Origin of the sequence: Frankia sp. CcI49, assembly GCF_001983215.1 — a bacterium.
Taxonomy (GTDB): Bacteria; Actinomycetota; Actinomycetes; order Frankiales; family Frankiaceae; genus Parafrankia; species Parafrankia irregularis.
The window spans coordinates 105,567-130,154 of the sequence record NZ_MOWP01000004.1 but is presented as its reverse complement, the minus strand read 5'-3'; the positions used below and the strand labels follow the sequence as shown (position 1 = coordinate 130,154).

Annotated in this window: 16 protein-coding genes; 1 reads left to right on the top strand and 15 read right to left on the bottom strand. The window is 71.8% G+C overall.

Annotated features, from left to right (window positions below):
- Nucleotide 1 precedes the first annotated feature (1 nt).
- The 12 genes from scpA to trpC all read right to left on the bottom strand — a co-directional run bounded on the left by scpA (nucleotide 2) and on the right by trpC (nucleotide 20,762).
- The gene (scpA, locus tag CcI49_RS01335) at nucleotides 2-2,257 is read right to left on the bottom strand and encodes a methylmalonyl-CoA mutase (RefSeq protein ID WP_076823730.1); all 2,256 of its coding nucleotides are present in this window, start codon (nucleotides 2,255-2,257) and stop codon (nucleotides 2-4) included.
- Complete coding sequence (locus CcI49_RS01330) at nucleotides 2,257-4,143, bottom strand: methylmalonyl-CoA mutase family protein (RefSeq protein ID WP_076823727.1); 1,887 nt, start codon at nucleotides 4,141-4,143, stop codon at nucleotides 2,257-2,259. Before CcI49_RS01330 ends, scpA begins: the two co-directional genes overlap by 1 nt.
- A gap of 177 nt (nucleotides 4,144-4,320) precedes the next feature.
- Entirely contained in the window at nucleotides 4,321-5,124 is an 804-nt protein-coding gene (locus CcI49_RS01325) for a sulfite exporter TauE/SafE family protein (protein WP_076823725.1), read from the bottom strand.
- Between the two features lie 209 nt (nucleotides 5,125-5,333).
- Nucleotides 5,334-5,789 (bottom strand): TerB family tellurite resistance protein, encoded by a 456-nt coding sequence (locus tag CcI49_RS01320; protein WP_054564213.1) that lies wholly within the window; start codon nucleotides 5,787-5,789, stop codon nucleotides 5,334-5,336.
- Between the two features lie 166 nt (nucleotides 5,790-5,955).
- Nucleotides 5,956-8,499 carry a hypothetical protein gene (locus tag CcI49_RS01315; RefSeq protein ID WP_083749271.1) on the bottom strand — a complete coding sequence of 848 codons (2,544 nt, stop codon included), beginning with the start codon at nucleotides 8,497-8,499 and terminating at the stop codon, nucleotides 5,956-5,958.
- Between the two features lie 111 nt (nucleotides 8,500-8,610).
- Nucleotides 8,611-9,210 (bottom strand): adenylate kinase, encoded by a 600-nt coding sequence (locus tag CcI49_RS01310; RefSeq protein WP_054564214.1) that lies wholly within the window; start codon nucleotides 9,208-9,210, stop codon nucleotides 8,611-8,613.
- A 155-nt stretch (nucleotides 9,211-9,365) separates the two neighbouring features.
- On the bottom strand, nucleotides 9,366-10,811 hold the full coding sequence (locus CcI49_RS01305) for a glutamate synthase subunit beta (protein WP_054564215.1): 1,446 nt from the start codon (nucleotides 10,809-10,811) through the stop codon (nucleotides 9,366-9,368).
- Nucleotides 10,812-10,875: 64 nt separating this feature from the next.
- Nucleotides 10,876-15,486: a glutamate synthase large subunit gene (gltB, locus tag CcI49_RS01300; RefSeq protein ID WP_076823723.1), complete on the bottom strand. Its 4,611-nt coding sequence runs from the start codon at nucleotides 15,484-15,486 to the stop codon at nucleotides 10,876-10,878.
- Nucleotides 15,487-15,916: 430 nt separating this feature from the next.
- Nucleotides 15,917-17,224 (bottom strand): prolipoprotein diacylglyceryl transferase, encoded by a 1,308-nt coding sequence (gene lgt / locus CcI49_RS01295; protein WP_076823721.1) that lies wholly within the window; start codon nucleotides 17,222-17,224, stop codon nucleotides 15,917-15,919.
- Nucleotides 17,225-17,435: 211 nt separating this feature from the next.
- Entirely contained in the window at nucleotides 17,436-18,254 is an 819-nt protein-coding gene (trpA, locus tag CcI49_RS01290; protein ID WP_241839867.1) for a tryptophan synthase subunit alpha, read from the bottom strand.
- Between the two features lie 113 nt (nucleotides 18,255-18,367).
- Nucleotides 18,368-19,597 (bottom strand): tryptophan synthase subunit beta, encoded by a 1,230-nt coding sequence (gene trpB / locus CcI49_RS01285; protein ID WP_241839851.1) that lies wholly within the window; start codon nucleotides 19,595-19,597, stop codon nucleotides 18,368-18,370.
- Between the two features lie 358 nt (nucleotides 19,598-19,955).
- Nucleotides 19,956-20,762 (bottom strand): indole-3-glycerol phosphate synthase TrpC, encoded by an 807-nt coding sequence (gene trpC / locus CcI49_RS01280; protein ID WP_006544439.1) that lies wholly within the window; start codon nucleotides 20,760-20,762, stop codon nucleotides 19,956-19,958.
- Nucleotides 20,763-21,146: 384 nt separating this feature from the next.
- Between trpC and CcI49_RS41380 the strand changes: the two genes are divergently transcribed.
- A complete protein-coding gene (locus CcI49_RS41380) occupies nucleotides 21,147-21,893 on the top strand; it encodes a hypothetical protein (protein ID WP_131830967.1) in 747 nt (248 codons plus the stop codon).
- Here CcI49_RS41380 and CcI49_RS01270 read toward each other — a convergent pair whose 3' ends face one another.
- From CcI49_RS01270 to hisI, 3 genes are read right to left on the bottom strand one after another with little or no spacing between them, the layout of a single operon-like run.
- A complete protein-coding gene (locus CcI49_RS01270) occupies nucleotides 21,894-22,565 on the bottom strand; it encodes a Trp biosynthesis-associated membrane protein (RefSeq protein WP_054564221.1) in 672 nt (223 codons plus the stop codon).
- On the bottom strand, nucleotides 22,562-24,127 hold the full coding sequence (locus tag CcI49_RS01265; protein WP_076823715.1) for an anthranilate synthase component I: 1,566 nt from the start codon (nucleotides 24,125-24,127) through the stop codon (nucleotides 22,562-22,564). Before CcI49_RS01265 ends, CcI49_RS01270 begins: the two co-directional genes overlap by 4 nt.
- Nucleotides 24,124-24,585, bottom strand: a complete 462-nt coding sequence (hisI, locus tag CcI49_RS01260; RefSeq protein WP_076823712.1) for a phosphoribosyl-AMP cyclohydrolase — start codon at nucleotides 24,583-24,585, stop codon at nucleotides 24,124-24,126. The genes CcI49_RS01265 and hisI overlap by 4 nt, the downstream gene beginning before the upstream one ends.
- Between the last annotated feature and the right edge of the window lie 3 nt (nucleotides 24,586-24,588).

The following is a 24,588-nucleotide window of genomic DNA, read 5'->3' as shown; positions in this document are numbered from 1 at the left end:
GTCAGGACGCCTCGGCGGACCCGGGCTGCCCCGCCTGCCCGGCCTGCGCGTGGCCGAGCTGCTCGGACAGGGTCGCCAGCAGCTCGATCGCGGCGTCCGCGATGACCGTTCCGGGCGGGAAGATCGCCGCGGCGCCGGCGGCCCGCAGCGCGTCGAAGTCCTGCGGCGGGATGACCCCGCCGACGACGACGAGGATGTCGCCGCGCCCCAGCTCGGCCAGCTCCTCCTTCAGCGCCGGCACCAGCGTGAGGTGCCCGGCGGCCAGCGAGGACACGCCGATGATCTGGACGTCCGCCTCGATGGCCTGGCGGGCCACCTCGGCGGGCGTCTGGAACAGCGGGCCGACGTCCACGTCGAAGCCGATGTCGGCGAAGCCGGTGGCGATCACCTTCTGACCGCGGTCGTGCCCGTCCTGGCCCATCTTCGCGACGAGGATGCGGGGGCGGCGGCCCTCCTCCCGCTCGAAGGCGGCGGCGGCATCGCGGGCGGCGACGATGTTCCCGGCCGGCCCGGCTTCGTCCCGATACACACCGGAGATGGTACGGATCTGGCCCGCGTGGCGCCCGTAGACCTTCTCCAGGGCGTCGGAGATCTCCCCGACGGTGGCCTTGGCGCGGGCGGCGTCGACGGCCAGCGCGAGCAGGTTGTGCCCCAGGTCGGCGGGCCGGGAGCCGTCGCGGGCCGCCTCGGCCGCGCCGGTCAGCGCACGCAGCGCGGACTCGACGGCGGCGCTGTCGCGCTCCTCGCGCAGCCGGCGCAGCTTCTCGATCTGCCCGGCCCGCACGGCCGAGTTGTCGACCTTGAGAACCTCGATGGCCTCGTCCGCGTCGACCCGGTACTTGTTGACCCCGACGAGCGGCTGGCGGCCGGCGTCGATGCGGGCCTGGGTGCGGGCCGCGGCCTCCTCGATGCGCATCTTGGGGATGCCGGCGTCGATCGCCTGCGCCATGCCGCCGCTGGCCTCGACCTCGCTGATGTGGCCCCAGGCCTTGCGGGCCAGGTCGTAGGTCAGCTTCTCGACGTAGTAGCTGCCGCCCCACGGGTCGACGACCCGGGTGGTGCCGGACTCCTGCTGCAGCAGCAGCTGGGTGTTGCGGGCGATGCGGGCGGAGAAGTCGGTGGGCAGCGCCAGCGCCTCGTCGAGGGCGTTGGTGTGCAGCGACTGGGTGTGGCCCTGGGTCGCCGCCATCGCCTCGACGCAGGTGCGCACCACGTTGTTGAAGACGTCCTGCGCGGTCAGCGACCAGCCGGACGTCTGCGAGTGGGTCCGCAGCGACGTCGAGCGCGGGCTTTTCGGCTCGAACTGGTTCACCAGCCGCGCCCACAGCAGCCGGGCGGCGCGCATCTTGGCGACTTCCATGAAGAAGTTCATGCCGATCGCCCAGAAGAACGACAGCCGGGGCGCGAACGCGTCGATCGCCAGCCCGGCGTTGCGCCCGGCCCGGATGTACTCGACGCCGTCCGCGAGCGTGTAGGCGAGCTCCAGGTCGGCGGTCGCGCCCGCCTCCTGCATGTGGTAGCCGGAGATGGAGATCGAGTTGAACTTCGGCATCTTCTGCGAGGTGTACGCGAAGATGTCGGAAATGATCTGCATCGAGGGCTGCGGCGGGTAGATGTAGGTGTTGCGGACCATGAACTCCTTGAGGATGTCGTTCTGAATGGTGCCGGCGAGCTGCTCCGGCGCCACCCCCTGCTCCTCGGCCGCCACGATGTAAAGCGCCAGCACCGGCAGCACGGCGCCGTTCATGGTCATCGAGACGCTCATGCGGTCCAGCGGGATGCCCTCGAACAGCTGGCGCATGTCGTAGATCGAGTCGATGGCGACCCCGGCCATGCCGACGTCGCCGGTGACCCGCGGGTGGTCGCTGTCGTAGCCGCGGTGGGTCGGCAGGTCGAAGGCGACCGACAGGCCCTTCTGGCCGGCGGCCAGGTTGCGCCGGTAGAACGCGTTCGACTCCGCCGCGGTGGAGAAGCCGGCGTACTGGCGGATCGTCCACGGCTGGGTCACGTACATCGCCGGGTACGGGCCGCGCAGGTAGGGCGCGACACCCGGGTAGGTGCCCAGGAAGTCCAGGCCGGCGGTGTCGGTCGCGGTGTAGAGCGGTTTGACCGCGATGCCCTCGGGGGTGTCCCAGGTGAGGGCGTCGACGTCCTTGCCGGTGGACTTCTCCAGCGCGGCCCGCCACTGGGCCTCGTCGGCGTCGGCACCCGCCGGCGCGCCGAGGGCGATCTCGGAGAAGTCGGGGATCGAAGACATCAGGCCACTCCCACCGCTGCCAGGGTCGTGCTCAGCACCTCGACGGCGTTGCAGCCGGCGAAGACGTACCCGGTCACCCCGGCCGCGGCGTCGGTCTCCGCGCGGGCACCGGCCTTGCCGGCCAGCCAGACCCGTTCCGCCCCGGCGGCGCGCAGCGCCTCGGCGACCGGGGCCGCCCACTCGGCGTAGACCTTGTCCGCCGAGCACAGGCAGGCGACCTTCGCGCCGGACGCGGTGAACGCGGCCGCGATCACCGCCGGGTCGGTACCCGGCCCGGCGTCGGGCGTGGCCAGGCCGCCGGCCTGGAACAGGTTCGCGGCGAACGTCGACCGGCCGGTGAAGGCCGACACGCTGCCGATCGTCGCCAGGAAGACCACCGGACGGGCACCGGTCGCCGCGGTGTGGGCGTCCGAGCGGGCCCGCAGCGCCTCGTAGTCCTGGTCGTAGGTGATGGTCGGCAGACCACCTGCAGGCTCCGCGGTCGGGGCGGGCTCGCGGGCGGGCAGCGTCTCGCCCAGGTTCGGGAACTCACTCACCCCGGTCAGCGGGTCCCGCCGATGCGCGAGCGCGTCGGCCCGGGCCGTCCAGGTGGCGTCCAGCCGGGCGCGCAGCGAGCCGTCCGCCAGCGTCGCGGCGATACCGCCGGCACGCTCGATCTCGGTGAAGATCGCCCACGCGGYGGCGGCCAGCTGGTCGGTCAGCGTCTCGACGTACCAGGACCCACCGGCCGGGTCGACCACCCGGATCAGGCTCGACTCCTCCTGGAGCAGGGTCTGGGTGTTACGCGCGATCCGCCGGGAGAAGTCGTCCGGCAGCCCCAGCCGGCTGTCGAAGGGCAGGACCGTCACCGCGTCCGCGCCACCGACGCCGGCGGCGAAGCAGGCCACGGTCGTGCGCAGCATGTTCACCCACGGGTCGCGGCGGCTCATCATCGCGGCCGAGGTCACCGCGTGCTGGCGCTGGGCCCGCAGCTGGGCCGGCGCGCCGCAGACCTCCGCGACCCGCGCCCACAGCCGCCGCGCCGCCCGCAGCTTGGCGATCGTCAGGAACTGGTCGGCGCTCGCCGCATACCGGAACTCCAGCTGGCCCAGGGCGTCGTCCACGCTCAGGCCGGCCGCGGTCAGCTCCCGCAGGTAGGCGACCCCGGTGGCGATCGACGCGCCGAGCTCCTCGGCGTCGCTGCCGCCGGCATCGTGGTACGCCCGGGCGTCGACGACCAGTGTGCGCAGCCGCGGGTACTCGGCGGCCACCCGGGGCGCGAGCGCGCGGACCGCGGTGAAGTCGGGCGCGGTCCCCGCCCGCGCGGCGAGCCCCAGCGGGTCGGCACCCAGCACCCCGCTGACCTGGGACGCCGGGACGCCGCGTGCGTCGGCCAGCGCCAGGAAGGCGGCCGCGGCCTCGGCGGTGAGCGGGCCGGCGTCGAGCACCACCGGCGCGAGGTCCAGGTAGACGTCCTTCAGGACCGTGGCGAGACCGTCCAGCGGCAGCCCCGCCGGGCCGAGCCGGAGCCACAGCGAGCTCACGCCGTTCTCCAGGTCGGCAAGCACCGCCTGAGAGGTGAGCCCGGCGTCGGGATGGCTGTGCAGCGCGCGCACATCCCAGCCGTCGGTGTTGGCGCCCTGCGGCCGCGCACCGCGCACGAACGGCGCGAGCCCCGGCAGGCCCGTCGGCGCGAGCGCCGCGCCATCGGCCGCGTCATACAGCGGACGGATGCTGATGCCCTCATACGTCGAGGTCGCGATCAGGTCCTCGGCCTCGTCCGGGCTGGCGTCCTCGCCCGCGACGCCGGACTTGCGCAGCACGCCCAGGACGAGCTTGCGCCACTCATCCCGGGTCGCGCTCGGAAAGTCGGCGGCCAACTCCAGCTCCACCGGTGGAACGGTCATGACAGGCAATGCTAGGGGGCAACGACCTCGGAGGCTCGGAGCATGTTCCTCCCGTCACAGAGCCTTGCGCCGGATGCCCGTCCGACCAGCTGCGCGACGCCCTCATCAGCCGTCCCGAGACCAACATCAACAGCCTGACAGCCAGGGCCGGAGCAGGTCAGCGGAGGTAAGCGGACGTCAGCGGACCAGAAGGACCACGGCCACGACCACACCCAGCACGACGACCGCGGTGCGCAGGACATTCGCGGGCAGAAGCCGGGCAACCCGCGCGCCGAGCACACCACCACAGGCCGACGTCACCACCAGAATGCCCGCGAAGGCCCAGGAGACCTGCGCCGTCACCAGGAAGACCATGACACCGATCGAGTTGACGCCGAAGGAGAGCAGCGTCTTGAGCGCGTTCGTCCGCTGCAGCTCGTCGACGAGAAGAATGCCGAGCACACCCAGCAGCAGAACGCCGAGCCCGGCGCCGAAATACGAGCCGTACGCGCCGGCGACGAACACGCCGATACGCGTCGGCCAGGTGATGGCGCCCTCCGGCGGCCCGGGCTCCGTCCCGGACTGTGTGGCGGCCGCGGCGGCCACCGTGGCGGCCCGCCGCCGGGCGACCATGGCCGCGAGCCGGGACTGCACCGCGAGCAGCAGGCAGGCGGCGAGGACCAGGAACGGAACAGCCGACTTGAACCCGTCGGAGGGCGTCAGCAGGAGCACGATCGCGCCGATCAGACCACCGAGCATCGCGGGGGGCGCCAGCGCCTTGAGCCGACCGGTCTGGCCACGCAGCTCCCGCCGATACCCGAGTGCTCCGCCCGCATAGCCGGTTACGAGACCGACCGAAGAGGTGATGTTGGCGGTCAGGGCCGGCATCCCGGTCGCCAGCAGCGCGGGGAACGCGATCAGCGTGCCGCCGCCCGCGATGGCGTTGACCGCGCCCGCGAGCAGGCCGCCGCCCGCGACGAGAGCAGCGTCGGCTGGTCCCACAGGTCCTCCGTCCGGTCGTGACGAACCGCCGACAACTCGGTCACGACCGACGGCGACACGGCGCCCGTCGGGAGGCCGCGGGCCTCACCCTGTCCGGATGAATGCAGCCTTTCCAGGGATTGCGGCCCAGGTCACGGCACTTTCCGGGCCGATCGGCCCGGGCCGCGACGGAGCCAGCCGACCCACCGACGCTGAGTCAGAGGTCGCGGTCAGAGGTCGAACTCCTCGGGGTTGATCCCGACCGCGAAGCACGCCTCCCGGACGATCGCCTGCTCGGTCTTGTCGAAGTTGCCGTCGGCGCCGCCGATGACGATCCCGATCTGGATCACCGCGCGGGCCTCGGTCGGCTTCTTCTTGACCTTGCCGATCTCCTGCAGGATGGAGACCTTGCCGAAGTCGAAGTCCGCCTGCAGCTTGCCGAGGTAGTCGTTGAACCTGCGCTGCAGGTCGTCGGCCGGGAAGTTGGACAGCACGTCGTTGCTGACGATCAGTGAGGCGACCCGCTGGCGCTCCGCCGGGTCGATGCTGCCGTCCGCGGCGGCCACGAGAGCACACATCGCCATGCTCGCGTCACGGAACGCGCCGCTCTTGAGGTCGTTCTTCTTCGCGTTGAGCTGGCCCTGCATGGTCTGCGCGGACTGGCGTAGCTGGTTCCAGATCGGCACCTGTGCTCCTTTGCCGGTGGCGTTTCCGGTGTTCGAGGATCCTGGCGTTCTGGTGGTGGCAGGTCAGATCAGGCGGTCAGACCCGTCAGGACGGGCCAAGCCCTGCCTGACCTGGCCAGCCTCCCACGAGGAGAACGTGCGACTGCCGGGCAACGCTCCTCGCTTGTCAGGATGCGCCGTTGAGCCGGTCGACGGCCAGCTGGGCATCACCGATATTGACGAAGTCCACCGCGACGAAGGTCGGGCGCCGCCCCTGTTCGGACTCACAGCTGTGCGCACGGTCGAGAATCCGGTCGGCATTGTTGGCGACCAGAGCCGCCTGCCGGCTCGGCGCCGCGTCGGTCACCCAGTTGTTGAGCAGGAGCAGCTCCGACCCGGCCTCGCCGCGATTGCGCGCACAGCCGACAAGTTTGTCCGCCGAGTCGACGGAGAAGGGTGTGTCCGATGCATAGCGGTAGAAACTTCGGAGAAATGTTCCGGGCAGGTCCTGGCTCTCGGTGAAGACGGCCAGCCGCCGGCCGCTGTCGACCATCTCACGCAGCGTGGGCCATGAGCCGTCGTCGGCGGGCGGGGTGACCACGAGCCGGGAAAGCCCCGCCTGCGCGACCGCGCCGGCGATCTCGGAGGCCGGCACGCCGTCCTGGATGATGAAGGTGACGACCTCGCTCGGGTTGCGGGCCATCCAGTCCCCCACCTTGCCGAGCTCCTCGACCAGGTCAAGCGCACCGAGCTGGCACATGTCGTGGCACAGCCACAGCCCCGGCCGGGCCGACCTGGCGTTGCGGGTCAACGGCTCGATGGCCGCCCGGGTCGTCGGCGGGAGCGTCGCGAGCACGGCGTCGACCTGCTCGGGCGTGGTCCAGTGGTGCACGTCGAGCAGCAGCGCGCGAACGCCGAGGTCGAGCTGGTGCACCAGCGACGGATCCTGCGTCGGGCCGAGAAAACGGTCCTCGCTGTTCGCCATCGCGTTGTGGGTCGCGAGGTAGGTGACCTCGTCGTAGCGCTTCGCGCAGAGCTGGGCCTGGCCGTTGCACAGTTCGCGCCCGGTGGCCGCGGCGCCCGGGAACGCGACCCAGGTCACCGCGATCATCACCGGAATGGTCACCACGAGGCCACCGGCGAGCCGGCGCCGCCGGCCGACCCGGCCCCACCGCCCGGACACCCGCCGGAACACGGCCGCGCCGACGACCACCATGCCCACGAGCAGCGTCCAGCCGACGATGCGCAGGTAGTCGGCCTCGATGTCACCGTAGGCATGCCGGGAGAAGTCCGCGAGGACGGCCCCGGCGCCCGGTGGCAGCGGCCCGCCGGGCTTGTCCAGCGCCAGCAGCGGGTTCGGCAGCAGGATCCGCATCGCGACCCCGAACAGGCCCGCGGCGGCACCCGCGGTGATCACGGCGGCCGCCAGCGCGCGCACCCGGGACCGGCCCCGCCTGGCCGCCAGCCCGATGATCGCCACACCGATCAGGCCGACCAGGGCGAGCAGGGCCACGGTCAGGCCGTCCAGCGCCGCGGAGACGTCGTGCAGCCGGGAGACAGCGCTGATGGCCGGCTCGTCGCGCAGGTCGGAGAGTCGGACGCCCAGGTCGAGCACGGCACCGTCGGTGAGGTGCGACCGCATCTCACCGATCGCCTGCTCGTCGCCCTGGAACAACAGCGGGCCGACCAGGGCCAGCGCGCCGGCGACGTCCCCGGAGCGCAGGTCCGCGCGCAGCGGGCCGGCCATCTCGTCGCGGTCGGCCGCCGGCAGCCGACCGAGCACCGCGTCGACGACGCGGTCGGTGTCCTGCGCGGACAGCTGCATGGTGGGCAGATCGGCCGGCGGGCGACCGGCCATGATCTCGTCGATTGCGGTCAGGATCGCGCGGGTGAAGTCCGTCACGGACTCGACCTGGTAGCTGCTCCCCGACCCGAGCTCCCCGGCGATGTAGCGGTTGGCCAGGCCGGAGATGTTGCCGAAGATCGGCGTCAGGTCGACCGTGAACGCGAGATCGTCATCCTTCGCGCTCAGGTAGCCCACGATGCGCCGGATCTGCTCGTCGGTCATCTCCTCGACCGTCGACGGCGGGAGCACCGTGCGCAGGTTCGCCGTGACCAGCGACGAGTCGATCGGCAGGCCGGAGAGCAGCGAGTCCACCGCCGGGTCGGGCAGGACCTCGGTGTAGATGCGGTCGTAGGCGTCGGCCTCGGTGAGCGACTGGGAGTAGAAGTCGGGGCTGAGCACCGTGGAACGCGCGGTGGTGAGCACGACGATGGGCACCCAGACCAGCGCCAGCAGCACGGCCAGGCCCGCCTGGGCCGCCCGCAGCCGCACACCGCTCCCACGGCCGGACGGCACCGGCCCGGCGGCCCGGCCGCCGCTGGCAACCCGGCCGGCTTTGGCGACCCGGCCGGCGCTGGCAGTTCGGCCGGCTCCGGCGCCTCGGCCACCCGCGGCGGGTGGTTCGCCGCCTGGGCCCGGCGGATCGCCGTCGGCGGCACGCGGCTCGGGGACCGCCGGCCTGGTGTCGCCGGACGAGCTCGTGGACGGGGCCGCGTTAGAGCCATCCCCCGAGTCGGACCCGTGCGCCGCCGTGGAACCGGGCGTCGGAGCGGGCCCGGAGGCCGTGGTGGACCCGGGCATGGTGGACCCGGGCATGGTGGACCCGGGCATGGTGGACCCGGGCGCGGTGGCCCGCCTGCCTATGCGCCCACGGAGCCCAGAAGCCATTCGGCCCATCTCCGACCTGTCACCACCCACCGTCATGGACGGCTTCCAACCTATCCCGGCCGGGCCGATCAGAGATCGGTTCCGCCGGCCGGGGAACACTCAGAGATCAGCTCAGGGCTGGCTCGCACGCAGCTGCGGGTGGAGGACGGCCGTCAGAGCCTCCTCGATCCGCGCCGCGACGTCGTCCGGCGTGCCGGAACCGTCGATGGTCCGCAGCAGGCCCTGCTCCCCGTAGTGGCTGCGCAGCGGTGCCGTCTCCGCGGTGAAGACCTCCATGCGGCGCCGCGCCGTCTCGGCGGTGTCGTCGACGCGGCCCTCGGACAGCGCACGCCGGCTGATCCGCGCCAGCACCTCGGCCTGGTCGACCTCGAGATCCATCACGACATCCAGCGGGCCGCAGGAGGCGTCCAGCATGCGGTCGAGGGCCTCGGCCTGTGGCAGCGTCCGGGGGAAGCCGTCGAGCAGGAAGCCGGCCCCGCAGTCGGCACCGGTGGTGAGACGGTCCGCGACGATGTCCAGCACGATCTCGTCGGGGACCAGCTCACCGGCACGGACGTAGCGCTCCGCCCGCCGGCCCAGGCTGGTGCCGGCGGAGATCTGCTGGTCGAAGAGCTGGCCCGTCGAGATCGCGGGAACGCCGTGACGCGCGCTGATACGTGCGGCCTGGGTTCCCTTGCCTGCACCGGGTGGACCGAGCAGCACGAGCCTCATGCCCTGCACGCTACAGGCAGTTGCGCCGTCGACAGCCGCACCAAAAGGACAAAAGGGCCCGGCCCGGACTCGATGGAAGGCAGCTCACCTCCCTCGGTCCGGGCCGTTCCTGACCAATCGTCAGGGTCGGCTGGCCGTAAAGGCCGTAAAGGCCGTCAGGGCCGTCGGGTCGGCAGGATCGGAGCGGGCAGGTCCGTCGTGCCCATCAGATACCGGTCGACGGCCGCCGCGGCCGAGCGCCCCTCAGCGATCGCCCAGACGATCAGCGACTGACCGCGGCCCATGTCACCGGCCACGAACACACCGGGGACGGACGTCGACCAGCCCAGGTCGCGGGCGACGTTGCCACGGGGGTCGAGGTCGACCCCGAGCTGCTCCAGCAGGCCCGGGCGCTCGGGCCCGACGAAGCCCATGGCCAGCAGCACCAGGTCGCAGGGCAGCTCGGTGTCGGTCCCCTCGATCTTGCGGGGCCTGCCGTCGACCATCTCGACCTCGTGCATGAGCAGCGCCCGCACGTTGCCGTCGTCATCGCCGAGGAACCGCTCGGTGGACACGGCGAAGACCCGCTCGCCGCCCTCCTCGTGCGCGCTGGTGACCCGGTAGAGCAGCGGGAAGGTCGGCCACGGGTTCGCCGGGGCGCGCGACGCCGGCGGCCGGGGCATGATCTCCAGCTGGTGGACGGACACCGCGCCCTGGCGGTGCGAGGTGCCCAGGCAGTCGGCCCCGGTGTCACCACCGCCGATGATCACCACCCGCCTGCCCTCGGCGGAGATGGTCGTCCGATCCAGGTCACCGAGCTGGACCTTGTTCGCGGGCACCAGGAAGTCCATGGCCAGGTGGATGCCGTTGAGCTCCCGGCCCGGCACCGGCAGGTCACGGCCCACCGTCGACCCGCCGGCGAGGACGACCGCGTCGTAGGACGACCGCAGCTCGTCCGCGGTGAGGTCGACACCGACGTTGCAGGAGGTGATGAACGAGGTGCCCTCTGCCTCCATCTGCGCGAGACGGTTGTCGAGGACGCTCTTCTCCATCTTGAACTCGGGGATGCCGTAGCGGAGCAGGCCGCCCACGCGGTCCGCACGCTCGTAGACCACCACCTCGTGGCCGGCCCGGGTCAGCTGCTGGGCGGCGGCCAGCCCGGCCGGGCCCGAACCGACCACCGCGACCCGGCGCCCGGTCCGCACCGACGGCTGGACCGGGGTCACCACCCCGTCCGCGATGGCACGGTCGATGATGGTGACCTCGATCTGCTTGATCGTCACCGGATCGTCGCCGATGCCGAGCACGCAGGCCGCCTCGCACGGCGCCGGGCACAGCCGCCCGGTGAACTCCGGGAAGTTGTTGGTCGCGTGCAGCCGCTCGATCGCCTCGGTCCAGTCCCCGCGGCGGGCGAGGTCGTTCCACTCGGGAATGATGTTCCCCAGCGGGCAGCCGTTGTGGCAGAACGGGATGCCGCAGTCCATGCACCGGCCGGCCTGGTCGCGCAGCGCCGGCTCGGAGAACGGCTCGTACACCTCGCGCCAGTCGGTGAGACGCAGGTCCACCGGCCGACGTGAGGGCAGCTCCCGGCGGTGCTTGAGAAACCCGGTCGGGTCAGCCATGACACTCCTGTCGCGGTCTGGTTCTTCGTTGGATCAATGGGTCGGTACCCGCGTGGTGACCTGGTCAGACGCGGGACGACGCCATGATCTCCTCGTCGACGGGCAGGCCCTGCTCCTGCGCCCTGCGCATGGCAGCCAGGACTCGCTTGTAGTCGCGCGGCATGACCTTCACGAAGTGGTCCTGCTCGTCCGCCCAGCGGGAGATCAGCCGGGCTGCGACAGCGGAGCCCGTCTCCCGGTAGTGCTTCTCGATGTGCCCGCGCAGCGCGACCCGGTCATCGTCGTCGAGCGGGTCGACGTCCACCATCTCGGTGTTGATGCGCTGGAGCACCGGCTTGTGAAGATAGGCGACGCCACCGCTCATCCCGGCCGCGAAGTTGCGGCCGATCGAGCCCAGGACGACGACGACACCGCCGGTCATGTACTCGCAGCCGTGGTCTCCGACGCCCTCGACCACCGCGACGGCGCCCGAGTTACGCACGCAGAACCGCTCGCCGACGATGCCGCGGAAGTACGCCTCGCCCGCGGTGGCCCCGTAGAGCAGCACGTTGCCGGCGACGATGTTCTCCTCCGCCCGCAGCGGCGCCTCCTTCGGCGGGAAGACGATGAGCCGCCCGCCGGAGAGGCCCTTGCCGGCGTAGTCGTTGGCGTCCCCCTCCAGGGTGAGGGTCATCCCGCGGGGGACGAACGCGCCGAAGCTCTGCCCGGCGGAGCCGGTGAACCGCAGCGAGATCGTGTCGTCGGGCAGCCCGGCCGCCCCGTACCTCTTCGTCACCTCGTAGCCGAGCATGGTGCCGACCGTCCGGTTGACGTTGCGGATCGGCATCTCCAGCCAGACCGGCCGGCCGTCCTCGATCGCGCCCTCGCAGAGCTGGATCAGCGAGTTGTCGAGCGCCTTGTCCAGGCCGTGGTCCTGGCTCGCGGTGCAGTGCAGCGAGCCACCGAACGGCCGCTCCGGCGTGTGCAGGAGCGGGGTGATGTCGAGCCCGGAGGCCTTCCAGTGGTCGATCGCCGCCCGGGCGTCGAGCAGGTCGACCCGGCCCACCGCCTCCGCGATGCTGCGCAGGCCCAGCGCGGCGAGGTGCTCGCGCACCTCCTCGGCGATGAAGGTGAAGAACGCCTCCACGAACTCGGGGCGGCCGGTGAACCGCTTGCGCAGCTCCGGGTTCTGCGTCGCCACGCCGACCGGGCAGGTGTCCAGGTGACAGACGCGCATCATCACGCAGCCCGCGACGACGAGCGGCGCGGTGGCGAAGCCGAACTCCTCAGCACCCAGCAGGGCACCGATGACCACGTCCCGGCCGGTCTTCATCTGGCCGTCGACCTGCACGACGATGCGGTCCCGCAGGCCGTTGAGCAGCAGGGTCTGCTGGGTCTCGGCGAGGCCGAGCTCCCACGGCGCGCCGGCGTGCTTGAGCGACGTCAGCGGCGACGCCCCGGTGCCGCCGTCATGGCCGGAGATCAGCACGACGTCGGCGTGCGCCTTGGAGACACCCGCGGCCACCGTCCCGACCCCGACCTCGGCGACGAGCTTGACGTGCACCCGCGCCTTGGGGTTGGAGTTCTTCAGGTCGTGGATGAGCTGGGCGAGGTCCTCGATCGAGTAGATGTCGTGGTGCGGGGGCGGCGAGATCAGGCCGACGCCCGGGGTCGAGTGCCGGGTCTTCGCGATCCACGGGTAGACCTTGTGCCCGGGCAGCTGGCCGCCCTCGCCCGGCTTCGCGCCCTGCGCCATCTTGATCTGGATGTCGTCGGCGTTCGCCAGGTACTCGCTGGTCACCCCGAACCGGCCGCTGGCCACCTGCTTCACGGCCGAACGGCGCAGGTCACCGTTGTCGTCCGGGGTGAAGCGGCGCGCGTCCTCGCCGCCCTCGCCGGTGTTCGACTTCCCGCCGAGGCGGTTCATCGCGATCGCGAGCGTCTCATGGGCCTCGGCGCTGATCGAGCCGTACGACATGGCGCCGGTCGCGAACCGCTTCACGATCTCGGAGGCCGGCTCGACCTGGTCGATCGGGATCGGGCCACGCCCGGTGTCACGCAGCGCGAACAGGCCGCGCAGCGTCGCGTTCTGCCGGGCCAGGTCGTCGACCTTCGCGGTGTACTCGCGGAACAGGTCGTACTGGCGGCTGCGGGTGGCGTGCTGGAGCAGGAAGACGGTCTCCGGGTTGAACAGGTGCAGCTCGCCCTCACGCCGCCACTGGTACTCGCCGCCGACCTCCAGGGTGCGGTGCGCGAGCTCGGAGGGGACCGTCGGGTACGCGCGCCGGTGCCGGGCCGCGACCTCCTCGGCGATGACGTCGATGCCGACGCCGTCGAGCCGGCTGGGCGTGCCGACGAAGTACTCGTCGACCAGCTCCTGCGACAGCCCGATCGCCTCGAAGACCTGGGCCCCGGTGTAGCTCGCCACCGTGGAGATGCCCATCTTGGACATCACCTTGAGCAGGCCCTTGCCGAGCGCCTTGATCATGTTCTTCTCGGCCTGCTCACGGTCGACGCCGGTGAGCTCGCCACTGGCGAGCAGGTCGTCGATCGACTCGAAGGCCAGGTACGGGTTGACCGCAGCCGCGCCGTAGCCGGTGAGCAGCGCGATGTGGTGGACCTCGCGGGCGTCACCGCATTCGACGATGAGGCCGACCTTCGTCCGGGTCTTCTCACGGATCAGGTGGTGGTGCACCGCCGCGGTCAGCAGCAGGGACGGGATCGGCGCCTTGTGCTCGTCGGAGTCGCGGTCGGAGAGGACCACAATGCGGGCACCGTCGGCGATGGCCTCGCTGACACCGGCACAGATCTCCGCGAGGCGCGCGGCCAGCGCGGCACCGCCACCCTGGACGTCGTACAGACCACGTACCGTCACCGACGCGAAGCCGGGCATGTCACCGTCGTCGTTGATGCCGATGATCCGCGCCAGCTGGGTGTTGCTGATCACCGGGAACGGCAGGTGCACCATCCGGGCCGACGCCGGAGTCGGGTCGAGCAGGTTGCCCTCCGGGCCGAGCGTGCGGGCGAGGCTGGTGACCAGCTCCTCCCGGATCGCGTCCAGCGGCGGGTTGGTGACCTGGGCGAACAGCTGGGTGAAGTAGTCGAACAGCAGCCGCGGCCGGGTGGAGAGCACGGCGACCGGGGTGTCGGTGCCCATCGACCCGATCGGTTCGGCCCCCGAGCGCGCCATCGGGCCGACGATGATCCGCAGCTCCTCCTCGGTGTACCCGAAGACCTGCTGGCGGCGCAGGACGGACGAGTGCCCGTACAGGATGTGCTCCCGCTCGGGCAGATCGTCCAGGGAGATGACGCCGGCGTGCAGCCACTCCTCGTACGGCGCGGCGTTCGCCAGCGCCGACTTGACCTCGTCGTCGCTGACGATCCGGCCCTTCGCGGTGTCGACGAGGAACATCCGCCCAGGCTGCAGGCGGCCCTTGCGCACCACCTTGTGCGGCGGGATGTCCAGCACGCCGACCTCGGAGGCCATCACGACCAGGCCGTCGTCGGTCACCCAGTAGCGGGACGGGCGCAGGCCGTTGCGGTCCAGCACCGCGCCGATCATCGTGCCGTCGGTGAAGGCGATGGAGGCCGGGCCGTCCCAGGGCTCCATGAGCGCGGAGTGGAACTCGTAGAAGGCCCGGCGGGCCGGGTCCATCTCCTCGTGGTTCTCCCACGCCTCCGGGATCATCATGAGCACCGCGTGCGGCAGCGAACGCCCGCCCAGGTGCAGCAGCTCGAGCACCTCGTCGAAGCTGGCCGAGTCGCTGGCACCGTCCTCACAGATCGGGAACAGCCGCGCCAGGTCGCCGGGGATGAGGTTGCTGGCCAGCAGCGCCTCCCGCGCGCGCATCCAGTTACGGTTGCCGCGCACGGTGTTGATCTCGCCGTTGTGGGCGATCAGCCGGTACGGGTGTGCCAGCGGCCAGCTCGGGAAGGTGTTCGTCGAGAACCGACTGTGGACCAGCGCGATGGCGCTGTCGAACCGCGGGTCGTCGAGGTCCGGGAAGTAGGCGGAGAGCTGATGCGTCGTCAGCATGCCCTTGTAGACGATGGTGCGGGCTGACAGCGACGGCATGTAGGCACCGGTCTCGCGCCGGACCCGCTTGCGTACACAGTAGGCGCGGCGCTCGAGCTCCATCACGTCGAATCCGTCGTCGGACGCGGAGCCGGTCGCACCCGCCGCGCCGGCCGCCCCGGACCCGTCCTGAGCCTGCGCCGGATCAGCCGCGGCGGCCCCGGTCGGCTCGCCGGGCAGCGCGAGGAAGATCTGCCGCATCCACGGCTCGACCTCACGCGCCGCGGTACCGACGAGGTGGCCGACCGTCGGGACCTCCCGCCAGCCGAGGATCCGCAGGCCCTCCTGGCGCACGATCCGGCTGATCGCCCGGACGGCGTCGTCGCGCTCGCCGGCGATCTGGGAAAGGAAGATCGTGCCGACGGCGTACCGGCCCGGCGCCGGCAGCGGGAACTGCACGACGTCACGGAAGAAGCCGTCCGGCACCTGAACCAGGATGCCCGCACCGTCGCCGGTGTCGGGGTCGCTGCCGGACGCACCGCGATGATCAAGATTGCGCAGGACTGTCAGCCCCTGATCGACCAGCTCGTGGCTACGCCGGCCATGCACATCGACAACGAAGCCGACGCCACAGGCATCGTGTTCGAACGAGGGGTCATAGAGACCTTGCGCAGTCGACATCCGGAGGTGTCCCGTCCATCTTCAGGGGCCGATGGGAGCGGACGACGTTGTCCGGAGGGTGGCGCGGCGAATGACGGGCTGCTCATCAGCTCCGCGCCTCTACCGAGTGTGCCATGCGCAAGCCGCATCCGCCGTGGTCGCTCATGTCCGTCAGATCACAGCGAGATGACGCCAGATTTCACAGGTGATCAAAGAACTTCCGGTAAGGGGCCACCAAAAGCGGACAAGTGACAGGGAGGCAACATTCCCGTCACAGGGCGCACCGCCAGGCAGCCAGCCGCCGCGAACCGGACGAGCAGGGTGAGGATCTCCTGCCTATAAGCAGTGTACGGATCCAGTTTGTCGTGGATCCGCCCACCCTCCGTGCGATCTCCGGTATTCCGCCCTGTCACGGCAAGCCACCCTGTTCGTCGAGGGCGGCCTGCCTCGGTCAGTCCCGGCCGGCCGAGCCCGCACCCGCAGTCCCGGCAGGACCGGCGGTGCCAGAACCCGGGACGGCGGAACCGGCGGCGACATCCGGACCGCTGGGCGCGTTCCCAGCCGTCGCATCCGCGCCGACACCAGCACCGGCACCAGCAGTCGGCACCGCGACCGCGGCGGCCGAGCCGCCCGGAGCCGGGACGGCTACGGCCGGCTCGGTCGCCCGGTCACCGGGATGGTCCGCGCTGACCGTGGCAGCGCCCTTGCCGGCGTCGATGCCCGGCCCACCGGGCGCGGTCGCCTCCGTCGCGCCGGCCGCGGCCGCCCTGCCCTCGGGGCCCGCCTTGCCAGTCGCGCCAGTATCGCCGGCCCCGGTCCCCTTGCCAGCCGGGTCCGTCCTGCCTGGCGTCTCCGCCTTGCCGGCCGAGTCGGTCCCGCCCTCCACGCCGGCCTCGCTGTCCGCGCCCGCACCGGCCTCGGCGTCCGGGGTGTCCCCGACGCCGGGCGCCGGGGGCCAGCCGACGTTGGCGTCGATCGGGCGCCGAACGAGCGCCAGCGCCAACACCGCGAGCAGGAAGACCACGATCGAGACCCAGATGTTGATCCGGAAGCCGAGGACCTTCTCCGCGGTGTCGATCCGCAGCGCCTCGATCCACAGTCTCCCGATCGTGTAAAGCGCCACGTAGAGGAAGAACAACCGCCCGCGGCCAAGCCGTTTACGCCTGTCGACGAGCAGCAGGACCCCCGCGACGACCAGGTTCCACAGCGACTCGTAAAGGAAGGTCGGGTGGTAGGTCGAGACTCCCGGGATCATCTGGTGCGCCGGATCGATCCGGACCGCCCAGGGCAGATCCGTCGCGCGGCCGTACAGCTCCTGGTTGAACCAGTTCCCCCACCGCCCGATCGCCTGCGCGAGAGCCAGGCCGGGCGCGAGCGCGTCCGCGAACAGGCCGAACGACACGTCCATCCGTCGGCAGGCGATCCAGGCGCCGAGCGCCCCACCGGCGACCGCGCCCCAGATCGCCAGGCCACCGTTCCAGACCTCGAAGACCGCGACCAGGTCGCCGTCCTTGCCGAAGTAGGCCTCGGGGCTGCTGACCACGTGGTAGATCCGCGCGCCGACGATGCCGAACGGGACCGCCCAGTACGCGACCTCGCTGGCGACCACGGGATCCACGCCGCGTGCCCGCAACCGCCGAGCGGTCACGACAACAGCGACGATGATCCCGATGACGATCATCAGAGCGTAGGCGCGCAGGGGGACGGGCCCCAGATGCACGACTCCTCGGGATGGACTGGGTATAGCAGCGAGCACCACGGGGGTCAGGCTATCGCCCCGGACGTCCGATGCTGCGAGGCCAGTCCCACGAGCAACGCAGCCGCAATCGGGAATGCGCCGGGCACACTTCCCGCAACCCACGAGACCACAGGGGATATACCTGGCGCAATCAGACAGACCGGGCCCGGGTGGACCACAGAACAGCAACGGAGCGCCCACGGAGCGACCGCGGGATGTTCACGGGAACAGGTCAGACAGAGGCCGAGCGCACACCCGCGGCAAGCTCGGCCGCCAGACTGGTGACCGCGGCGAGACCGGGGTCACCGCCCTGACCGGCCCCGGTGTCGGTCGCGGTGTCGGTGGCGAGCGCACGGACGAGGGCCGAACCGACGATGACCCCGTCCGCGAAGCTCGCGACCTCCGAGGCCTGGGCCCCGTTGCTGACTCCCAGCCCGACGGCGACCGGCAGGCCGGTCACCTCACGCACCCGGGCGACAAGATCACCGGCCTTGGCCCCGACCTCGGCGCGTGCCCCGGTGACACCCATTGTCGACGCCGCGTAGACAAAGCCACGGCTGTGCCCGGTGACCAGGCGCAGCCGCTCGGGCGTGGAGCTCGGCGCGACCAGGAAGACCGGGTCCAGGCCATGGGCGGCACAGGCCGCGAGCCAGCGGTCGGCCTCCTCGGGCGGCAGGTCGGGAGTGATCGCTCCCGCCCCGCCGGCCGCGGCCAGGTCGGCCGCGAACGCCTCCAGGCCGTATCGCTCCACCGGATTCCAGTAGGTCATCACCAGTGTCGGCGCTCCGGTCTCGGCGACCGCCTCGACCGTACGCAGCACATCCCGCGTCGTGACTCCGCCGCGCAGGGCGGCATCGGCGGCGTCCTGGATGACCGGCCCGTCCATGGTCGGGTCGGAGTAGGGCAGACCGACCTCGACGACGTCCACCCCGRCCGCAACCATGGCCCGCATCGCGGTGATCCCGCGTTCCACTGTCGGGAAGCCCGCGGGAAGGTAGCCGACGAGGACGGCACGCCCCTCGTCGCGGGCCCGGGCGAAGGCCCGGTCCAGCGGGCTGAACCGCTCCGCCTCGCCTGCCTGGGCCTGGGCGCCCGACTGGACCTGCACTGACGCGCTCTGTGCCAACTGACTCCGCACCGTGGATCCGTTCCTCGTCGTCGTGATCAGGCGGATGGAGAGGTGCCCGCGGCGTCGCCTGCGCCCGGGGACTCGGCGCCCTCGTCCAACAGGTTGAACCAGCGGGCAGCCGTGTCGACGTCCTTGTCGCCGCGACCGGAGCAGTTGACCAGCACGACGGCCTCGGGGCCGAGCTCACGGGCGACCTCGAAGGCGCCGGCGAAGGCGTGYGCGCTCTCGATGGCCACGAGGATGCCCTCCGTGCGGGCCACCAGCCCCAGCGCGTCCATCGCCGCGGTGTCGTCGACCACCCGGTACGTGGCGCGCCCGGTCTCGTGCAGCAACGCGTGCTCGGGGCCGATGCCCGGGTAGTCGAGCCCGGCGGAGATTGAGTGGGAGACCTGGGTCTGCCYGTCCTCGTCCTGCAGCAGGAAGGTCCGCATGCCGTGCAGGACACCGGGTGCCCCGCCGGCGATGGCGGCCGCGTGGCGCCCGGTGGCGACCCCGTCACCACCGGCCTCGCAACCGATCAGCGCGACCTCTGTGTCCGGGATGAAACGGTGGAAGATGCCCATCGCGTTCGACCCGCCGCCGACACAGGCGACCACCGCGTCCGGCAGGCGGCCGAGCAGGTCGAGGGTCTGCTGACGCGCCTCCACCCCGATGATGCGCTGGAAGTCACGCACCATCATCGGGAACGGATGAGGCCCCATCACCGACCCGATGCAGTAGTGCGTCGAGTCGACCGTGGCCACCCAGTCACGCATGGCCTCGTTGATGGCGTCCTTCAGGGTGCGGCTGCCGGACGCGACCGCGACGACCTCCGCGCCGAGCAGGCGCATCCGCGCCACGTTGAGAGCCTGCCGGCGGGTGTCCTCCTCGCCCATGTAGACGACGCACTCCAGGCCCAGCAGGGCGCAGGCGGTCGCGGTCGCCACACCGTGCTGACCGGCGCCCGTCTCGGCGATCACCCGCGTCTTGCCCATCCGGCGGGTGAGCAGGCACTGCCCCAGCACATTGTTGACCTTGTGCGAGCCGGTGTGGGCGAGATCCTCCCGCTTGAGCAGGATGCGCGCGCCACCGATCTTCTCGGTCAGCCGATCCGCGGCGGTCAGCGGCGTCGGGCGGCCGGCATAGGTCGACAGCAGCCGGTCGAGCTCACCGGTGAAGGCCGGGTCGACCCGGGCGGCCTCGTAGGCGGCCGAAAGCTCGTCGAGCGCGGCGAACAGCGCCTCGGGCACGAAACGCCCACCGAAACGCCCGTAGTGACCTGACACGTCCGGAACCGACTGCCAGCTCCGGGCCGCTTCGACGGACGACCATTGATCGGCCGCACCGACCGCGCCCGGGCGGGTCGGGTCAGTCGCGTCGGAGGAGCCGGCAAGCGTTCCAGCGGATCGAGCAGTCACGGCCCTGACTGTACCGGCGCCCGACCCCACCAAGGTGACCGCGGGAGAGCTGCGGCCAGACGGGGACCGTCCGGACACGGCGGGACGCCATGGGCACCGCACCGTGCTCCCGGTCCCGCTCCCGGCCGGGCATCACGTCACGCCCCGGCCCGCCCGGCATGCGGCCCACCCGGCATGCGCGGGACGCCGCCCCGGATCCGGGCCGGGGCGTCGGCCGCGTGCGGGATCAGTGCGCGATGCGGGTTGCCGGATGGGTTCCGGCCGTCACGAGGTCCGCGACGAACTGCCGCGGGTCGCCACCGGTGACGGCGGCCTCGCCCACCAGAACGGCGTCCGCACCCGCGCCGGCGTACTGGAGGAGGTCGTGGGGACCGCGCACGCCGGACTCGGCGACCTTCAGCACTCCGTGGGGAACCATCGGTGCCAGCCGCGCGAACGTCTCCCTGTCGACCTGGAGCGTGCGCAGGTTCCGGGCGTTGATCCCGATCAGCCGGGCTCCCGCGTCGAGCGCACGGACCATCTCCTCCTCGTCGTGCACCTCGACCAGCGCGGTCATTCCCAGCGACTCGACCCGCTCCAGCAGCCCGATGAGGCGTGGCTGGTCGAGCGCGGCCACGATCAGCAGGACCAGGTCGGCACCATGCGCCCGCGCCTCCAGCACCTGGTACGGCGACACCACGAAGTCCTTGCGCAGGACCGGGATGTCCACCGCTACCCGGACGGCATCAAGATCCGCAAGGGACCCGCCGAAGCGCCGCCGCTCGGTGAGGACGCTCACCGCCGCCGCGCCGGCCTGCTCATAGAGCGAGGCCAGCCCGGCCGGRTCGGTGATCGCCGCCAGTGCCCCCTTCGACGGTGAGCGGCGCTTGATCTCCGCAATCACCGACACCCGCGGCGCACGCAGCACCGCCAGCGCGTCCCGGGGGTCCGGTACACGTTCCACTCTTTGTTTGAGAGCTGCCAGGGACGTCTCTCGCTCGCGTTCAGCCAGATCTGCTCTGACCCCGTCGAGGATCTCGTCGAGAGCGTTCATCGCCCCGCGCTCGCGCCAGTCGCGGCCATGGGGCCGATGGTAGGACAGGCGCACGACGCCGGCCCGCCACCCCCACTCACGGCGTCGAGCGGTCACGACCTGTCGTTGCTTCTCCGTTGTCGATTTGGGCCCATACCGCCCTGACGTCGACGTCGAGGCCAGATGAATTAGAGGTATCTCCCACCCGGTGACGGAATGGTTCGCGAGCGTAGTGGTGACGCCGTTGCTACTGACACCCGCCGCACCGACACGGACACGTCACGAAACCGGCGCTCGGCGTCGCGACACGCCCGCCCCCCGGCGACTTTGACGCCCCACGACCGACCCGTATCATCGAACACACGTTCGACGGAGCTGCTTGGGGGAAGCGTGATGACGGATCGGGTGACAGATCAGGTGGGCCTGGCATGGAGCGCGGCGGTGGAGATCGGCAATGCACCGAACGCGGCATGGGAGTCAGATCCGGCCGGCTCCGCGGGGCAGGCGATGGGCGCGCGATGGCCCATCGCGGCCTGGGCGTCCTCGGCTGTGTGGTCCGCCCGTCCCGCCAGCGGCAGCGGTTCCGAGCCGGATGGGCAGCCCGCTTCGGGCGGGCCGGAAGGTGGTCCGGACGAGAGGACCGATCGAAATGCAGGATCATCGTCAGCCGTTCCCGGCACCGCGCCGGGCACGCCCGTCTCCAGCCCCGCGGAGCCGCTGCACGCCGGCGGCACGGCTACCGAGCCCACGGGCCCGGCAGCGGCCAGCCCAGCGGGCGCCCCGGGCGCCGTCGCGCCCCGGCGGGCGACCGCCGTCCCGCCCCGGCCCACGCCCGCAGGGCCACCGGGGAGCGCGCCCGCAGGTCGCCCAGGGGCCGCCACGGGCGCGGGCTCACGGCGGCTTCTCGACACCGACACGGAGCACCAGCTACTTCTTGCTCAGATCCGGGAGCTCGACCGCCGCATCGCCCGAATGGACGTGCTCATCCGTCTGCTTGAGGCGGATGTTGAGCGCAACCACCTGACGCTGGCGGCCCTGGGCCGCCAGCAGTCCCCGCGTACGCTCCCGCCGCGGCCGCCCGAGACCCACACCGGCCGGCCCGGCACGAGCGGCTCGCCGCGCCTCGCTGGCCAGGAAGGGCGGCTCCGATGATCAGGTGGGGTCCTGGCCCCGCTCGATGGCGTCCCAGGCGTCAACGGGTGCGGCTACGCGGGCCTGGTAACGGCCGGACATGGCCGGCCAGGTCCGCGCGCGGGCGACCACGGCAGCGCCCGTGACGGCCAGTACCAGGCCGCCGAACGAGGCCGACCAGGGTCCGGCGGTGCGGGAGAGCCCAGTGATCGTCGGCTCCCCCACGGGTACCACGGCCTGAACCTCGTCCGTGCCGCGGACAGCGCCCATCGGATCGATGGCGATCCCACCCGCCGTCACGAGAATGGCGATGCCCGCGAGCAGCACGAGGATTCCCACCACGGTCCGGCCCAGCCGCCGGGTCGCGATGATCGCCAGTGTCCCGGCGAGGCCGAGCAGCCCGAGGGCGGTCACCGCCGGTGCCAGCGAGCTGCCGGACCAGTTCACCGCCAGCGGCGCCGCCACCACCTTCTCCCCCACCCCTGACTGCACACGGGCCGACACCCAGGTGGAACCAGCGCTGAACAGCACCGCTGCCGCGCCGACCAGGCACCCGACGATGGCCAGCATCCGTTCCCGACGGGCCCGTCGGGCCTGGTCAGCAGCCGGCGCGGCGGCCCCGTCGGCCGCGGTGCTGCCATCGGGATGCCGGTCGGGTGGTGTCGTGGTGGGCATGTCGGGCGTCGAGGTCATGACGGCGAGCGGAGCGACTCCGCCACCTCGATCGCGCGGAGCACCGCGGCGGCCTTCGTCCGGCTCTCCAGATCCTCCGTCTCCGGCACCGAGTCCGCGACGATGCCGGCGCCGGCCTGCACATAGGCCATGCCGGAGCGCAGCACCGCGGTGCGGATGGCGATGGCGGTGTCCAGATCGCCGCCGAAGTCGAGATAGCCGACCACGCCCCCGTAGAGACCACGCCGGGTCGGCTCCAGCTCGTCGATGATCTCCATGGCGCGCACCTTCGGGGCTCCGGACAGGGTGCCCGCGGGGAAGGTGGCGGCCAGCACGTCGACGGCGCTGCGTTCGGGCGCGACCTGACCGATCACGGTGGAGACGATGTGCATGATGTGCGAGAACCGCTCGACCGCGGCGAACTCGACGACCCGCACCGAGCCCGGCACACAGACCCGCCCGAGATCGTTGCGGACCAGGTCCACCAGCATGACGTGCTCGGATCGTTCCTTCGGGTCGGCCAGCAGCTGGGCGGCCAGCTCGGCGTCGTGCTCGGGAGTCTCGCCCCGCGGCCGGCTGCCGGCGATCGGGTGCAGCAGTGCTCGGCGGCCCGTGACCTTGACGTGTGCCTCGGGCGAGGACCCGACGACGTCATGATCGGCGAAGCGCAGCAGATACATGTACGGGCTGGGGTTGGACGCCCGCAGGACCCGGTACACATCCAGCGCGTCGGCGGAGGTGGGGCGCTCGAAACGCTGCGAGACGACGATCTGGAAGCACTCGCCGGCGCGGATCTCCTCGATCGACCGCTCGATCGCGGCCCGGTAGCCACCGGCCTCGGTGGCGGAGACGAAGTCCCTTACCCCGGTGACGGCCCCGGTCGTGGTAGCCACGGTCGGCTCGCTCCACTTGCCGAGATCGGCCGTCATCACCTCGATCCGGTGCACCGCGTCGTCGTAAGCCGCGTCCAGCTCGGCGGTACCGGCGGTACCGGCGCCCTCTGCCCCCCCGCCGCTTCCGGTGACGCCGGTGACGCCGGTGACGCCGGTGAAGACGTTCGCCACCAGCTGGCACGACCCGTCGGTGTGGTCCAGGACGGCGAGGTCGGTCGTCAGCAACATCCGCAGCTCGGGAATCCCGAGATCATTGACGGAGTTCGCCGGCAGCCGCTCGATGCGCCGGACGATGTCGTAGGACAGGTAGCCGACCAGGCCACCGAGCAGCGGCGGGGTCCCCTCCGGGCGGGGCGAGCAGAGCTGCCGCTCGACGGCCCGCAGGACCTCCAGCGGATCACCACCGCTCGGCAGGCCCGGCGGCGGCACCCCGTCCACCCAGACGGCCTGGCCATCACGTTCCGTGAGGGTGGCGGCGGCGCGTACCCCGATGAACGAGTACCGCGACCACACACCGCCATGCTCGGCGGACTCCAGCAGGAACGTGCCCGGGCCGCCGGCCAGCTTGCGGTACACCCCGACCGGGGTCTCGCCGTCGGCCAGCAGGCGCCGGGACACCGCCACGACCGGCTGGTGCGCCGCGAGCTGGTGGAACTCCTCGCGGGTGGGCGTGATCACGCCGGTCGTCATCGACCTGCTCCCCTCGTCGACGCCGTCACGGAGGCGCGGTCCCCGGCCGACGCTGCCGCGCCCGACGCTGCCGCGGCCGACACTTCCGACGCGGCCGGGCCGGCCTCGACGGGCAGCTCCCGACCGACGAAGCAGGTGCGCTCCCCCGTGTGGCAAGCCACCCCCACCTGGTCCACCCGGACGAGCACGGTATCCCCGTCGCAGTCGAGAGCGACCGAGCGAACCCACTGCACGTGCCCGCTGGTGTCTCCCTTGACCCAGTACTCGGACCGGCTTCGGCTCCAGTAGGTGGCGCGGCCGGTGGTGAGGGTCCGGTGCAGCGCCTCATCGTCCATCCAGCCGAGCATGAGGACCTCGCCCGTGTCGTACTGCTGGGCTACGGCCGGGAACAGGCCCGCCCCGTCCCGCTTGAGCTGGCGGGCGATGGCGGGATCGAGAGCTGAGGCTGGTGCGGTCACCCA